The organism is Marinospirillum perlucidum (genome assembly GCF_003336805.1).
Lineage (GTDB): Bacteria > Pseudomonadota > Gammaproteobacteria > Pseudomonadales > Halomonadaceae > Marinospirillum > Marinospirillum perlucidum.
This window is the reverse complement of record NZ_QFWJ01000012.1, coordinates 13,724-28,424: the sequence shown is the minus strand read 5'-3', so window position 1 is coordinate 28,424 and position 14,701 is coordinate 13,724. Positions and strand designations below refer to the sequence as shown.

General features: G+C 54.7%; 11 protein-coding genes. 10 read left to right on the top strand and 1 reads right to left on the bottom strand.

Annotated features, from left to right (window positions below; all coding sequences use genetic code 11):
* The 9 genes from ampE to DFK18_RS12945 all read left to right on the top strand — a co-directional run bounded on the left by ampE (position 1) and on the right by DFK18_RS12945 (position 11,141).
* The gene (ampE, locus tag DFK18_RS12985; RefSeq protein ID WP_114418706.1) at positions 1 to 900 is read left to right on the top strand and encodes a regulatory signaling modulator protein AmpE; all 900 of its coding nucleotides are present in this window, start codon (positions 1 to 3) and stop codon (positions 898 to 900) included.
* A gap of 360 nt (positions 901 to 1,260) precedes the next feature.
* Positions 1,261 to 3,933: a pyruvate dehydrogenase (acetyl-transferring), homodimeric type gene (gene aceE, locus DFK18_RS12980; protein ID WP_114418705.1), complete on the top strand. Its 2,673-nt coding sequence runs from the start codon at positions 1,261 to 1,263 to the stop codon at positions 3,931 to 3,933.
* A 66-nt stretch (positions 3,934 to 3,999) separates the two neighbouring features.
* Positions 4,000 to 5,643, top strand: coding sequence for a dihydrolipoyllysine-residue acetyltransferase (gene aceF / locus DFK18_RS12975; protein ID WP_114418704.1), 1,644 nt, complete (start codon positions 4,000 to 4,002; stop codon positions 5,641 to 5,643).
* 232 nt (positions 5,644 to 5,875) lie between these two features.
* Positions 5,876 to 7,912: a methyl-accepting chemotaxis protein gene (locus tag DFK18_RS12970; RefSeq protein WP_114418703.1), complete on the top strand. Its 2,037-nt coding sequence runs from the start codon at positions 5,876 to 5,878 to the stop codon at positions 7,910 to 7,912.
* A 135-nt stretch (positions 7,913 to 8,047) separates the two neighbouring features.
* Positions 8,048 to 8,704 carry an adenylate kinase gene (gene adk / locus DFK18_RS12965; protein WP_114418702.1) on the top strand — a complete coding sequence of 219 codons (657 nt, stop codon included), beginning with the start codon at positions 8,048 to 8,050 and terminating at the stop codon, positions 8,702 to 8,704.
* 108 nt (positions 8,705 to 8,812) lie between these two features.
* The gene (gene tsaB, locus DFK18_RS12960) at positions 8,813 to 9,502 is read left to right on the top strand and encodes a tRNA (adenosine(37)-N6)-threonylcarbamoyltransferase complex dimerization subunit type 1 TsaB (protein WP_114418701.1); all 690 of its coding nucleotides are present in this window, start codon (positions 8,813 to 8,815) and stop codon (positions 9,500 to 9,502) included.
* Between the two features lie 28 nt (positions 9,503 to 9,530).
* On the top strand, positions 9,531 to 9,992 hold the full coding sequence (locus DFK18_RS12955) for a methyltransferase family protein (RefSeq protein ID WP_114418700.1): 462 nt from the start codon (positions 9,531 to 9,533) through the stop codon (positions 9,990 to 9,992).
* Positions 9,993 to 10,095: 103 nt separating this feature from the next.
* On the top strand, positions 10,096 to 10,374 hold the full coding sequence (locus DFK18_RS12950; protein ID WP_114418699.1) for a hypothetical protein: 279 nt from the start codon (positions 10,096 to 10,098) through the stop codon (positions 10,372 to 10,374).
* Complete coding sequence (locus tag DFK18_RS12945) at positions 10,374 to 11,141, top strand: class I SAM-dependent methyltransferase (RefSeq protein WP_114418698.1); 768 nt, start codon at positions 10,374 to 10,376, stop codon at positions 11,139 to 11,141. Before DFK18_RS12950 ends, DFK18_RS12945 begins: the two co-directional genes overlap by 1 nt.
* Here DFK18_RS12945 and plsB read toward each other — a convergent pair.
* Complete coding sequence (gene plsB / locus DFK18_RS12940; protein WP_114418697.1) at positions 11,116 to 13,530, bottom strand: glycerol-3-phosphate 1-O-acyltransferase PlsB; 2,415 nt, start codon at positions 13,528 to 13,530, stop codon at positions 11,116 to 11,118. The genes DFK18_RS12945 and plsB overlap by 26 nt on opposite strands.
* Positions 13,531 to 13,645: 115 nt before the next feature.
* On the opposite strand from plsB, the gene DFK18_RS12935 reads away from it, so the two are divergent.
* Positions 13,646 to 14,701, top strand: a complete 1,056-nt coding sequence (locus DFK18_RS12935) for a phospholipase D-like domain-containing protein (RefSeq protein WP_245944395.1) — start codon at positions 13,646 to 13,648, stop codon at positions 14,699 to 14,701.

The following is a 14,701-nucleotide window of genomic DNA, read 5'->3' as shown; positions in this document are numbered from 1 at the left end:
ATGAAATTTTTCGTGATGCTGGCAGTGCTTTTACTGAGAAGTCTGCCCGGACAGGCCTTGACCCTTCCTCTGGATCGTCTCTATGCCCGCTGGCAACTGGGTCTGGCCCGTTATCTAAAAAAGGCTCCGGGTAGTATTCCCGTTTTTCTGGCCAGCCTCCTGCCCTGGATACTGCTTCTCTGGTTACTTTTGTGGCTGCTGGAGGACTGGCTCTGGTCCTTGCCCACTTTAGCGGTCCATCTACTGGTGGTTTTTTATGCCCTGGGACGGCGAAGCGAATTGCTCTGGATCGATCGCTATATGGTGGCCTGGCGTCAGGGCGATCATCAGGCAGCCAGTTATTATGCTGAAGAAATCCTCGAGGAACCGGGTGTCGACCAGGAGCCTTGCCGCTTGCATGCCCGCTTGATTTCCCGTCTGATTTATTTCGCCTTTGATCGACTCTTTCTCGTACTTTTCTGGTACCTATTGCTGGGCCCAGTGGGGGCGCTACTGGTGCGTTTGAGTGAGCAGGCCCTGAAGACCGCTCAACGACATAATCCCGAGACAGCGCCTGCCTGTGATGAACAGGTAGAGCTCTTTCACCGGGTGCTGGAGTGGCCGGCAGCCCGCCTGATGGGGCTGACGCTGGCCCTACTCAGTCATCCCTGGCGGGGACTCAAGCAGTTTAGCCGGGATCTTTTATCCTGGAAGCTCTCTTCGGAAGCTTTTCTCGAGCGTCAGTTGGTAGCTGGTTACGGCCAGGTTGCCAGCCAGCGTTGCCTGGATATTCGGGAACAGAGACCGGAATTGATGAGTGAGGAGGCGGATCGGGAATTGTCTTTGATGAATGAATGGATCTGGCGTTCCCTGGCGATCTGGGTGGCTGCCTCCGCCCTGGGGGTTATCTTCTGGAGTTAAGTGGCGGCGACTTGAAGACTGGCGGTCAAGGCTGCTGAGGTTGTGACTGACAGGTCTCAAAAGCCTGCTTTTAAGTAACTGTTTTACATGCACTTCCCCATTTTGTCGACAAAAGGGCTTTAATTTGAATTTTTTTGTAGTAAAATTACAAAATCAGATACCCCGGCTGCACCGCCTGCAAATACTGAATTTGTTGGTGCGCTGCAGCATGAATCTTGGGTTGTTATCTGCTTTCCTTAGGGGTAAATGACAGGCCGGTGGGTCCCACCCCCTAGGATTACCGAATTTTTTCTGGTCTGACTGGCCGAGGCTGTAGTCAGGCTACATTGATATTTTCTCAATCTTAAGCGGAGATGTTCTATGAATCAGGAGGTAAAAGACCTGGATCCGGTAGAAACCCAGGAATGGCTGGAGTCCCTGGACTCGGTGCTCACTCACGAAGGCGAAGAAAGAGCCAAGTTTTTGCTGACCCAGCTGGCTGATCGCATGCGTCGCGATGGTTCCCAGCTGCCTTTCTCCATTACCACCCCGCACCGCAATACTATTCCTGTGCATCGGGAAGCGCGGATGCCCGGCGATCTGTTTATGGAACGCCGTATTCGTTCTCTGGTACGTTGGAATGCCATGGCCATGGTCATGCGTGCCAATAAGGCCAAGCCAGGCATCGGTGGTCATATTTCCAGTTTCATGTCCAGCGCCACCCTCTACGACGTGGGCTTTAACTATTTCTTCCGCGCGCCCAAGGATGATTTTGAAGGCGATCTGATTTATTTCCAGGGTCACGGTGCACCCGGTGTCTACTCGCGTGCCTTCCTGGAAGGGCGTTTGAGCGAAGACCAACTGAATAACTTCCGTGCCGAAGTCGATGGTGAAGGCCTGTCTTCCTATCCTCACCCCTGGTTGATGCCTGACTTCTGGCAGTTCCCCACGGTTTCCATGGGTCTGGGCCCTATTCAGGCCATCTATCAGGCTCACGTGATGAAGTATCTGGATTCGCGTGAACAAAAACCGATGAAAGATCGCAAGGTCTGGTGCTTTATGGGTGACGGCGAGTGTGATGAGCCGGAATCCCTGGGTGCCATTTCTCTGGCCGGGCGTGAAAAACTGGACAACCTGATTTTCGTCATCAACTGTAACCTCCAGCGTCTGGATGGTCCGGTGCGTGGTAACGGCCGTATCATGGATGAGCTGGAAGGCGTTTTCCGCGGTGCAGGTTGGAACGTCGTCAAGGTGGTCTGGGGACGTCATTGGGACCCCCTGTTTGAAAAAGACACCAAGGGTCTGATGCAAAAACGCATGGATGAAGTGGTTGATGGTGAATACCAGAACTACAAGGCCAGCGGTGGTGCTTATACCCGTGAAAACTTCTTCGGTGCCGATCCCGAACTGAAGGAGATGGTCAAGGATCTCTCCGATGAAGATATCTATTCCCTGAATCGTGGCGGCCACGACCCCTACAAGGTTTATGCGGCTTATCACGAGGCTGTCAACAATTCCAACGGTCGTCCCACCGTGGTTCTGGCGCATACCGTCAAGGGCTATGGTACCGGTGATGACGGTGAAGCCAAGAATGACACCCACTCGGTCAAATCCCTGCAGATGGAAACCCTGAAGAAATTCCGGGACCGTTTCGGTATTCCTCTGAATGACGATCAACTGGAAGATGTGCCCTTCTACAAGCCGGCTGATGACAGCCCGGAAATGAAGTACATGCACCGTACCCGCGAAGAGCTGAATGGTTATCTGCCAGCCCGCCGCAGTGATTTTGAATCCCTGAAAACACCGGCACTGGACGATAAAGCCTTTGACGCCATGCTGCAGGGCTCCAAGGGGCGGGAAATTTCTTCCACCATGGCATTTGTCCGCATCCTGACCGGCCTGTCCAAAGACAAGCAGGTGGGTGAGCGCATCGTGCCCATCGTTCCTGATGAAGCCCGTACCTTTGGTATGGAAGGCATGTTCCGCCAGCTGGGTATCTACACCTCCGAAGGCCAGAAGTACAAGCCTGAAGATGCTGGCCAGATCATGTACTACAAAGAAGACAAGAAGGGTCAGATCCTGGAAGAAGGCATCACCGAAGCCGGTGCCATGTCAGCGTGGATTGCTGCTGCAACCAGTTACAGCAACAACAACTACCCGCTGGTGCCCTTTTATGTTTACTACTCCATGTTCGGTTTCCAGCGTATTGGCGATCTGGCCTGGGCCGCTGGTGACATGCAGGCACGTGGTTTCCTGATCGGCGGTACCGCAGGTCGTACTACCCTGAACGGTGAAGGTCTGCAGCACCAGGATGGGCATAGCCACCTGATGTCCGGCACCATCCCAAACTGCCGCAGCTATGACCCCACCTACAGCTATGAGCTGGCGGTCATCATTCAGGATGGTCTCAAGCGGATGTATGAAGACAAGGAAAACTGCTTCTACTACCTGACCATCATGAATGAAAACTACGAGCACCCTGAACTGCCTGACCGCAAGGGTGTTGTTGATGAAATCATCAAGGGGATGTACCTGCTTAAGGAAGGTGGCAAGGCCAAGCAGAAAGTACAGCTGCTGGGTTCAGGCACCATCCTGCGTGAAGTCGAGGCGGCAGCCGAGCTGCTTAAAAACGACTTTGGCGTTGAAGCCGATATCTGGAGTGCAACCAGCTTTAACGAACTGCGTCGCGAAGCTCTGGCTGTTGAGCGTTATAACTTCCTCAATCCCGAAGCGGAGCAGAAGAAGCCCTTTATTACCCAGCAGCTGGAAGGCCGCCAGGGTCCTGCCATTGCTGCAACCGACTATATGAAACTCTTTGCTGATCAGGTTCGCGCCTGGGTTCCCACGGACTACAAGGTTCTGGGTACCGATGGTTACGGTCGTTCCGATACCCGCGAGAAGCTGCGTTACTTCTTTGAAGTGGATCGTCACTTTGTCGTTGTGGCTGCACTGAAGGCCTTGGCTGATCGCGGTGAAATCGAAGCGAAAAAGGTATCCGAAGCCATCAAGAAATACGGTATCGATCCTGAGAAATGCGACCCTCTGTTCTGCTAGGGCCAGCCGGGTAAGAAATGACTGGCCGCAAGGCCAGTCGCGACCGAATTTTTAAGGAGCAAAGCCTTGAGTAACGAAATCATTAAAGTACCCGATATCGGTGGTAACGATGACGTTGAAGTCATTGAAGTTAGTGTTCAGGTTGGCGACCGTATCGAGGCAGAAGACACTCTCATCGTGCTGGAATCCGACAAGGCCAGCATGGATGTGCCCAGCCCCAAGGCGGGCGTGGTTAAAAAACTGCTGATCAAAGAAGGCGATCAGGTGAACGAAGGTTCGGATATTCTCGAGCTGGAAGTGGAAGGCGAAGCCTCGGCTTCCGAAGACCAGCCAGCCGAACCTGAAGCCAAGGAAGAAGCTGCCCCGGCAGCGTCTGAAAAAGAGGAGGCCGCTCCGGCTCCGCAGCAGGCTTCCAGCAGCAAAGAAGAAATTCGTGTGCCTGACCTGGGCGGTCACGATGAAGTGGAAATCATCGAAGTGGCCGTAGCTGCCGGAGATAGCCTGCAAGAAGAAGATCCGCTGATCACTCTGGAAACCGACAAGGCGACCATGGATGTGCCCAGCCCCTTCACCGGCAAGCTGCTGGAGCTGCTGGTCAAGGAAGGTGACAAGGTTTCCGAAGGCGACCTGATCGGTTATATGCAGGCTGAAGGTGCTGGCCAGGAAGCCGAACCGGCTGCAGCAGCCCGGCCTGAGAAAACATCTCAGTCAGCACCGCAGAAGAAAGAAGAACCTGCAGCGGCCAAACCCGCACCTGCTGCACCTCAAGCTTCGACGGTGGCTGAAAAGCCGAATAAAAATGTTCACGCTGGTCCTGCAGTGCGTCTGTTGGGGCGCGAGCTGGGCGTTGATCTGAGTCTGGTCAAGGGTAGTGGTCCCAAGGGTCGCATCCTTAAGGAAGATCTTCAGAATTATGTGAAGGAAGTCATGCAGCAGGCCAGCAAACCTGGCGGCGGTGCGGCTGCTTCCGGTGCCGGAATCCCACCGATTCCCGCTCAGGACTTCAGCCAGTTTGGTGAAGTGGAAGAGAAGCCCATGGGTCGTCTGCTCAAGGCCGGTGCCGTTAACCTGCATCGCTCCTGGCTGAATGTGCCTCACGTCACCCAGTTTGAACAGGCTGATATCACCGAGCTGGAGAGTTTCCGCAAGTCGATGAAAGCGGAAGCGGAAAAACAGGGTGCCAAGCTGACGCCTCTGCCTTTTATCATCAAGGCCTGTGCTCTGGCGCTGCGTGCTTATCCCCAGTTCAATGTCTCCCTGGGTGCTGAAGGCGATACCCTGATCTGGAAGCAGTACGTCAACATCGGTTTTGCGGTGGATACGCCGGATGGTCTGCTGGTTGCCGTGGTCAAGGATGCTGACAAGAAGAGCATCTATGAGCTGGCGCGTGAAACTGCTGATCTGGGTGCACGTGCCCAGAAGAAACAGCTGAAGAGCGAAGACATGAAAGGCAGCTGCTTTACTGTTTCTTCCTTGGGCTCCATTGGTGGTACAGCCTTTACGCCTATCGTCAATGCGCCGGAAGTGGCTATTCTGGGTGTCTCCAAGGCCAGCATGCAGCCGGTCTGGGATGGCAGTAGCTTCCAGCCACGCCTGATGCTGCCGCTGTCTCTATCCTATGATCACCGTGCGATTAATGGTGCTGATGCAGCGCGCTTTGCCAGCTTCCTGTCGCAACAGCTGGGTGATATCCGCAAGATGCTGATGTAACCCCTGGCGCTGACTAGCCTGATAACGGCCTCCTGTTTTCGGACAGGAGGCCGTTTTTTTATGTTAATCAGGGTGCAGTAAAGCTGTTTCGTTTACACTTTTTTTAGTAAACGATCAAAAAACTATTAAACGATAGTTTGATTTTGCTTCGGCTTTCGATAAAGTAAAGCCAGTATCCCGAGTCAAGTGCTGTCACCAATAACAACAAAGGGCCTACCTTGAGGGTTAAGCAATGCTGAAACTATTTCTCCGGCCGGGCATGGCGCTAATGAACCGCCTGGCTTATTTCTCCAAATTCTCCCTGGTTGCCATTCTCTTTCTGCTGCCCATGCTAATCTTGAGTGGCATCCAGATTCAGCAGTTATGGCAGGATTTGGCCCAGCTGCAAAAAGAGCGGGCAGGCCTTTTGATCCAGGATAAAACCCTGGATCTGGTGGCTGCCGCCGAAGACTATCGTGATCTGACTGCCCTGCAGGAAACTCGCAACCTGCCGGCGGCTCAGGAGATGGCAACAGCTGCCAGAGAGGCCTGGCTGGAAGACTATCAGGCTGTTTATGCGCTGAGTCAGGAGCGTCTGGAAGACAGCCACCTGGAAGCCAAGCTGGCCGCTCTCAAAGAGACCGCCGAAGGCTATTTTGCCCAGACCGATTATCTGGGCAATATGAGTCTGGCCCTGTCGCATTATCAGCCGCTGGTTTCCGAAAGCCTGGGTGTACTCCAGGAACTCCGGCAAAGCAGTGATCTGATGCGTGATTCCCGCGCGGAAATCCAGTTGTTACAGATCCTCTTGAATTCCGAATTGCCCCCTTTATTGCAAAGCATCAGCCAGGGCCGTAGCTACGGTAGTCGCATTCTGGTTCAGGGGTATATGGATTCACGCAGTAGTAAAGAACTAGAGGATGTGCTCGACCTTCTCGGACGCCAGACAGACAACTGGCAGGCCGTACTGGAAAGCCTGGCATTTCGTTCGCCGCAGCTGGCCGGGGATTTACAGCATCTGGGCGAACAGGTCGGAGAAGTCCTGGCTGAATTCCAGACGCTATTGGAAGACCAGGTGGTTTTTGCGATAGGCCTGGATGCTGCCTGGCAGGACTTCTATCAGCAAGCCAAACAGCCTCGAGACCTCCTGCTTGATGTCGGGGCTCAGCTGCTGGATGAATCCGATCAACTGCTGGCTGCTGCCGAAGCACGTCAAACCCGTAATCTGGTGATCATGACCGGGTTACTGGCATTACAACTGCTGGTTGTTGCTTATCTTTATACCTGCTTTTATGTCTCCATGCACAGCAATATGCGTAGCCTTCTGGCAAGCGTCAAAACGCTGGCAGAAGGGGATTTGCGGGTAACGCCCAGGGCGACCACCAAGGATGAAATGGGAACGCTAACCGAAGCCTTTGCCAGCATGTCACGGCGTATGCGCGAGCTGGTCAGCATGGTGGGTGAAACCGTGGAGCAGGTCAGCCAGCAGGCTGGTCAGGTGGAGCAAAATGCTCAGACGGCCACTCAAACCAGCGAACAGCAGCAGGGGGAAACCCAACAGGTGGCCACGTCAATGAATGAAATGACCGCTACTGCCAGTGAAGTGGCCGAACATGCGGCCGAAGCGGCCGGGGCCGCCGTGACAGCTCGTGAAGAAGCTGAGCAGGGTCAGCAACTGGTGGGTGAAATGAGCGCACGTATGCAGCGCTTGGCTAAAGCCTTGCAGGATGCCGGTCATGCCGGACACCAGCTGGTTGAACGCAGTGACCGCATCGGAGACGCTCTGGAAGTGATTCGCGGCATTGCCGAGCAAACCAACCTGCTAGCCTTGAATGCGGCCATAGAAGCGGCCCGGGCGGGTGATGCAGGCCGAGGCTTTGCCGTGGTGGCCGATGAAGTCCGCTCACTGGCCAGTCGCACCCAGAACTCTACCCATGAAATCGCGGAAATCATCGATGCCCTGCACCAGGGCGTGGATGGTGTCGTTGGCCATATCGAAAAAAGCCGGGAAAGGGCTGAACAGACGGCCGAGCAGTCGGCTCAGGTGGATGCAGCCCTGGCCACGATTCTTCAGGGGGTGCAGGACATCGATTCCAAGAGCCAGCAGATAGCGGCAGCAGCAGAGCAGCAATCGGCCGTGGCCAGTGAAATCGATGCCAACCTGGAACGAATTCGCGATGGAAGCGAAGCTTCTTCTCAGGGCGCTCAGGCCACTTCTCAGTCCAGTCAGGCCCTCACCGGCACCACACGCAAGCTGAAGGAGGCCATTAGCGCCTTTCGGGTTGATTGACCCTACTCGCCTTTTGTCTTAGTCCCCGAAGCTTGTCAGCTGCGGGGACTCCCTGTATTTTGTCCTCTAATCCATAAAATACCCGCTAGATTCATATCCATTTTTATAAAAATTGCAAAGACAAAGGAGACAAGCATGCGCTTAATTCTGTTGGGCCCACCCGGAGCCGGTAAAGGGACCCAAGCCCAGTTTATTTGTGAAGCCTTTGACATCCCCCAGATCTCCACGGGCGACATGTTGCGTGCTGCCGTTAAAGAAGGTACCGAGCTGGGTCTTAAGGCCAAAGAAATCATGAATGCTGGTGGCCTGGTTTCCGACGATATTATTATCGGTCTGGTCAAGGATCGCATTGCCCAACCGGATTGCGCCAACGGCTTCCTGTTTGATGGCTTTCCCCGCACCATTCCTCAGGCAGATGCCATGAAGGATGCCGGTGTTAAGCTGGATCACGTGGTTGAAATCTCCGTGGATGACGAAGAAATCGTTCAGCGCATGTCCGGTCGTCGTGTCCACCCAGCTTCCGGTCGCACCTACCACATCATCCACAACCCACCCAAGGTGGAAGGCAAGGATGATGTCACCGGTGAAGATCTCATTCAGCGTGAAGACGACAACGAAGACACTGTTCGTCATCGCCTGGCGGTTTATCACGAACAGACTGCCCCGCTGGTTGAGTACTACCAGGCCTGGGCCAAGCAGGACCCTGAACTGGCTCCTGTATACACCTGCGTTAAGGGTGTGGGCAGTGTTGAAGACATCCGTGGTCAGGTTCTGAAAGCTCTGGGCAAATAAACGCCCTCAGCCGGTGAATCTCTCCTCCGAGGCCTGATTCTTCAGGCCTCTTTTTTTACATCCTGCTATACTCCCAGCCCTGTATTGTCGATAAGTGATTCTCCCGTTATGAGCAAAATTCTGGCTCTGGATACCTCTTCCGAGGCCTGTTCCGTTGCCCTCTGGAAAGAGGGTGAAATTTTGGAAGATTTTCGTATCCTGCCACGTCAACATGCCCAGGCATTACTGCCGCAGATCAAGCAGCTGCTGGCCGAGGCCGGAGTTTCCCTTTCCCAGCTGGATGCTCTGGCTTTTGGTCGGGGGCCGGGTTCTTTTACCGGGTTACGTATTGCTGCCTCTACTGCTCAGGGACTGGCACTGGCTCAGGATCTGCCCCTGTTGCCCATTTCTACGCTGCAAGCCCTGGCCTGGACGGCGCAAAAACACTACTACGCCCGTAAAATCTTGACCCTGCTGGATGCGCGCATGGATGAGGTCTACTGGTGTGCCTGGCAGGGACAGGAAGAGACCCCTCAGGCCTTGATGGCAGAAGCCCTCAATCGCCCCGAAGAAGTAGAGCCGCCCCTGACTGATGACCAGGACTGGTTGCTGATTGGCTCGGGTGCTGCTTTTCGAGACCGGCTGCCTCCTTGGGTTCAGGGACATATTCAGCAGGAAATTATCGATGTCCATCCGCGCGCCGGTGCCATGGCGGCCTTGGCACACCTGGCTTGGGAAAAAGGTGAAGCCGTGGATGCGGCCGAAGCCCAGCCAGTGTATCTGCGTGATCAGGTTACCCATCAAAAGAAGGCAAACTAGTCAGCCAGCCTAATAAGGAGTTGTCACCGTGACTTTTCTGGAAAAAAGAATTCCGCCACTGTTGGTAACCGCTTTTTTTATCTTGTTACTGGGTCTGCTTGATCAGGTCACCCCTGAATTTGCAGTGTATAACCTGGTGCGCTGGCTGGTGGCGGGCTTGCTATTGGCCTTGGGTGGCTATTTTGCTCTGGCTGGAGTCCTCTGCTTTCGCCGGGCACAAACCACTTTTGACCCCTGCAATCCCGAAAAGACTTCTTGTTTGGTGACGACCGGTGTTTATCGGATTACCCGCAATCCCATGTATTTGGGTTTTGCCTGTATTCTGGCTGCCTGGGGAGTCTACCTGGCATCCCCCTGGTTGCTGCTAGTTCTGCCTCTATTTCTGGTTTATATCCATCGCTTTCAGATCCAGCCGGAAGAGCGCCTTTTACAGACCAGGTTTTCAGAAGAGTTTCAGGCATATCGTGAGCGGGTGCCGCCCTGGTTGTGAGGTGATTCGCCTCGGCGTGTAAATTCAGGTAAAGTTACCTAAAATCAAGCCGATAGTTTGACCTCATCCAACGATTAACCAGTGCCACCTTGAAGGAGTGAGCATGCGTATCCAGGGTAGTTTACAGGCTCCTCATCTGCCGCGGCCGTTAAAGCAGCCCAAGAAGGCGGCAACTCCCGCCGAGGAGACACCCCGGAAAGCCGAAGAAGTGATCCGTCTCGCCCCTCAGGTGGATGTTGACTATATCTCGGCTGAAGAAGCGCGTGAATGGGACCAGGCAGGCTTGTCATTGAATACCCGCAAGGCTTTGCAGGGCTATTGGTCTGTGGCTCACCAGGCACACCTGTGGAGTGACTGGCAACGCGTTGATCTCTACGTTTAATGCTACTTTTATCCTCACCTGAATATCAAGCCTCCGCTCAGTGCTGGGCCGAACGCCTGCAACTCCCCCTCAGTGATCTGCCACCACAAGACGGTTATTACCTGCTCTATGATGCCCAGGGGTTGGCCCTGGCCAAAGCGGACGAACCTCGGGTTAAACCTGTACGAATCGATTTTCTGGGTGGCGCTACCGCTCACCGGCGTCTCTATGGTGGTGGCCGGGGTCAGGCCCTGGCCAAAGCCTGTGGACTTAAACCGGGCATTAGTCCCAGAATCCTGGATGCCACTGCCGGTCTACTGGGCGATAGCTTTGTATTGGCTTCGCTGGGTTGTGAGGTTCTGGCTGTAGAACGCCACCCCTGGGTGTTTGCTCTGGGCCAGGATGCTTTGGATAGAGCCGCCGCCAGTGATGAGCTGGCTGAAGTGACAGCCAGGCTGAAATTGGCGCAGGGGGAGGCCACTCGGGATATGCCTGCTCTGGCCGCTGATTTCAGACCGGAGGTGGTCTACCTGGACCCCATGTTCCCGCATCAGGAAAAATCGGCCCAGGTTAAAAAGGAAATGCAGTTTTTCCGCGAACTGGTTGGCAAGGATGAGGATGCTGATGCCTTGCTGGAGGTGGCCCTAAAGTTGGCCAGCCATCGTGTGGTGGTTAAAAGGCCGCGCAAGGCACCCTGTCTGGCCGGAAGCGAACCCTCCCTGACCCTGGCGGGCAAGGCCAACCGTTTCGATATTTATACTCTCAAATCTCTGAGTCGCAGCGGCTGAATCCTCCCCGCGTCAGGCTGACCAGATGCTGGCGCAATTGCGGGTCAAAGAGTTGACGCCCCCTGTGCATGACTTCCAGTAGCTGCTCATCAAAAGTGATCTTTTCTTCCTGATTTTCTCCCAGCCAACCCAGTTCAACCAGGCTGCCCAGTGCCTGATCAAACAGACGGCTGTCCGAAAATTCCGGTGAGTCCAATCCCTGAAGCAGGGTGAGCCTTTCCGCCAGATGCTTGGTTGAGCCGACCAGTTCGCTGCGATTGATCTGGCCGCTACCTTCGCGTTCCAGCAAGGCCAAGAGCAGGTAGATGCGTTCGAGACTGGGTTGCACCAGCTGAGCTAGCAATCTCAGACGTAGATGACTGGGCAGATGTTCTGCCGGTTTTTGCCAGGAATCCGGCGATTGTTTTTCCAGCAGGCCCAGCTCGGTGAGTTGATCCAGGCTGGCCTGCAGGTGTCCATCCAGAGTGTCTTCTTTCCAGGGCAGAAAGAATTCTGAAGCCAAAAGCGGATAGACGGTTTCTGCCTGCTGCTTGACCTGGGCAAAGGTGACTGTCCGCTGGTTGATAAATAGAAAGGCCACCAGTCCGGGCAAAGCAAAAAGATGCAGTAGGTTGTTGCGATAGTAGGTGAGCAAAATGCCCTGGCGTTCATTGCAACGATAGATGGGACCCAGAGGATGATCCAGTTTTTCGATAAAACCCAGTTTTTCGCTGGTAGTAATCCAGTCCTGGGGATCACCTTCGGGCTGACGGGCAACCTGGCTCTTGGCCGCCAGAGTGGCGAGGGTTTCCAACTGGGCCAGGAGATTTTCAGCCTCCAGAGCCCGGTGCTGGGTGGCAAGCAACGCCAGGGCCACCAGATTGACCCGGTTCAGGGTAGCCGCCTGGTTGATGCCGCTGGCAAGCAGACGGCCGAGGTAGGGGACTGCATCAAAAGTATCCCTACTAGTCAGTTGCTGCAGGAGTTCACCTTCCAGAGGGAGGGGTTCACCAAAACTGAGATCGACCTGGCCAAAATCCTGTTTGAGATTACGCAGCACGCGAAACAGATCCAGCGGTGATTCCTTTTTCTTGCTCTGCCCCTTGAGTTCACTTAGATAGGTGGAGCCTTCAAGCACCTTTTCATAGCCGAGATAGACAGGCACCAGAAGCAAGGGTTTCTGGGTGCCCCGCTGGGCGGCCTTGAGGGTCATGGACAGGAGTCCCGGCTTGGGTGGCAGGGTGCGTCCGGTGCGTGAGCGTCCGCCTTCGATAAAAAATTCTACCGGATGCCCCTGATTGAAAAGCTGGTAAACATATTCGTTAAAAACCCGGGCATAGAGCGGATTGTCGCGAAAGCTGCGGCGCATGAAAAAAGCGCCACCGCGACGCAGCAGGGGGCCGATAACCGGCATGTTGAGGTTGATGCCCGCGGCAATGTGCGGGGGCATCAATCCTTGCTGGAAGAGGACATAGGACAACAGCAGATAGTCGATGTGGCTGCGATGGCAGGGCAGGTAAACCAGGGTGTAGTGGCCAGCCTTGTCTCTCAGGCGTTCCAGTCCACTGATTCTGACGCCATCGTAGAGGCGGTTCCAGAGGCTGGACAAGAGGCGGTCCAAAACCAGTAAAACCGGATAGGAGACATTGGAGGCAATTTCGTTGATGTAACGCAGAGCCTTGTCTCTTGCTTTCTTTTCGGAAGACTGCTCGGCTTCCTCCTGGATTGCTGAACGTACCTGGGGACTGGCCATGATGCGATTACGTTGGGTGCGTCTGTGGGAAAGATCCGGTCCCAGTACCCGGGTGCGAACCCGGTGAAAATAGAGGCGCAGCAGGCGCTGACTTTTCTGGGCTGCATATTCAGGGCCCTTGTCCAGCAGTTGCTCTGGATTCATGACTCTTTGGGTCGCAACCGGGTTGCCCATTTCTACCCAGAGTTGGCGGCCGTGAAGAATGACCGTGAGAAGTCGGCGTAACCCGCCCATAAAAGCCCAGGTGTCTGCTGTCAGTAGCTTAAGTAATGATTGCTGGCGTCTGGGAGCTCTACCCCAGAAAAAGCTGACTGGAATCACCTCGACCTGGGTATCAGGGTTCTCCTGCAGGTGTTGCCAGAGTCTATGCAGATCGCCCGTGGGTTGGGGGCCGAGATGGGGTTTAAACCAGGGGGGTGCCTCTTCCAGAAAAAGAAGTCGGTTTTTGCTGGCTGGTGGTAATCCCTGTTTTTTGGTCAACTTTTTTAAAACCAGAGGGTCTGTTAGATTGCGTCTGGCCAGCAGATAATAAACTTCTGCTTCCGCATCCACTGGCTGTCCCGGATGTTTCAAATGAGGGCGAACCCAAAACAGCAGTGGCCAGCTGAGCAGGCGCTGCAGCGGATAGACAAGAGTGCGGAAGAAGGAAGTAGGCATGGTTTTTATTATCGCAATAAATACAAGGAAATGAGCATCGATGTCGAGGCCCTATCCATGGCGGCCCGGTAATAGGGTGGAATTACTGGCGCCAGGCCAGCAGTTTTTTCCAGCTATGTTAGCCGAGATAGATCGGGCACAAGAATATGTTTTGCTGGAAGTGTATCTGGTCGCCAGCGGAGAGCAAAGCCGCTTATGGATAAAACATCTGGTGGCAGCCGTTCAGCGGGGGGTACAGGTGGTGGTACTGTTCGATGACTTTGGAGCCGCCGAGTTACTCCCTGAGGACTTGCAACGCCTGCAAACCGCGGGAATTCGTCTCAAGCGTTTCAATCCTCTGCACTGGCGCAAGGTCAGTCGTAATCTGATGCGCGATCATCGCAAGCTTCTCTTGGTGGATGGTCGTACCGCCTTTACCGGTGGTTTTGGTTTGACCGATGAATTCTGTGCCAGCAGCAATGCCTGGTATGAGCTGGTTATTCGTCTTCAAGGTCCCTGTGTTGCTGATTGGGAAAGACTTTTTTGGCAGACCTGGCGGCAGGCTCATGGCCGCCCTCGTCTTAAAGCATCCTCCCGAAAACCGCGTCCTGTGACCACTGGACCCCAAGCAGGTACTTCCGAGGGGCGTCTAGTGACCGGGCAGGGGGTGTATTTGCATGGCATCAAGCTGTCCCTGTTGCGGCAAATCCATCGGGCCCGCCAGCGTATCTGGCTGACCACTCCCTATTTCGTGCCCAGCTACCGGCTGCGTCAGGCCTTGATTGCCGCTGCTCGGCGCGGTGTTGAAGTTCACCTGCTGCTACCCGGGCCGCGCACGGATCATCCTCCCGTTCGCTTTGCAGGCCAGCGTTTCTACTCGCGCCTCCTCAAGGCGGGTGTGCATATTTACGAGTATCAGCCCAGTTTTATTCACGCCAAGGTCAGCCTTTGCGATGACTGGATTTCGATAGGCTCGTGCAATTTTGATCACTGGGGTATTCGCTGGAATCTGGAAGCCAATCAGGAAATCCTCGATCCGGCAGTGGCCGGTCAAGTTTTGGAGTGGTTTGAAACCACCCGCCTGGACTGCCTTTGGCTGGATCCTCAGCTTTGGGAAGAGCGTTCCCGCTGGCAGAGAATCCGCGAGTATTTGTGGGGGCTGGTGGATGCCCTGGCTCAGCGCCTGCGTTAA

Bases quoted from the DNA above. Each gene is read 5' to 3' on its own strand.
- DFK18_RS12945 (WP_114418698.1), top strand. From the start codon at position 10,374: ATGCTACTTTTATCCTCACCTGAATATCAAGCCTCCGCTCAGTGCTGG.
- aceE (WP_114418705.1), top strand. From the start codon at position 1,261: ATGAATCAGGAGGTAAAAGACCTGGATCCGGTAGAAACCCAGGAATGG.
- DFK18_RS12950 (WP_114418699.1), top strand. From the start codon at position 10,096: ATGCGTATCCAGGGTAGTTTACAGGCTCCTCATCTGCCGCGGCCGTTA.
- ampE (WP_114418706.1), top strand. From the start codon at position 1: ATGAAATTTTTCGTGATGCTGGCAGTGCTTTTACTGAGAAGTCTGCCC.
- tsaB (WP_114418701.1), top strand. From the start codon at position 8,813: ATGAGCAAAATTCTGGCTCTGGATACCTCTTCCGAGGCCTGTTCCGTT.
- plsB (WP_114418697.1), bottom strand. From the start codon at position 13,530: ATGCCTACTTCCTTCTTCCGCACTCTTGTCTATCCGCTGCAGCGCCTG.
- DFK18_RS12970 (WP_114418703.1), top strand. From the start codon at position 5,876: ATGCTGAAACTATTTCTCCGGCCGGGCATGGCGCTAATGAACCGCCTG.
- adk (WP_114418702.1), top strand. From the start codon at position 8,048: ATGCGCTTAATTCTGTTGGGCCCACCCGGAGCCGGTAAAGGGACCCAA.
- DFK18_RS12935 (WP_245944395.1), top strand. From the start codon at position 13,646: ATGTTAGCCGAGATAGATCGGGCACAAGAATATGTTTTGCTGGAAGTG.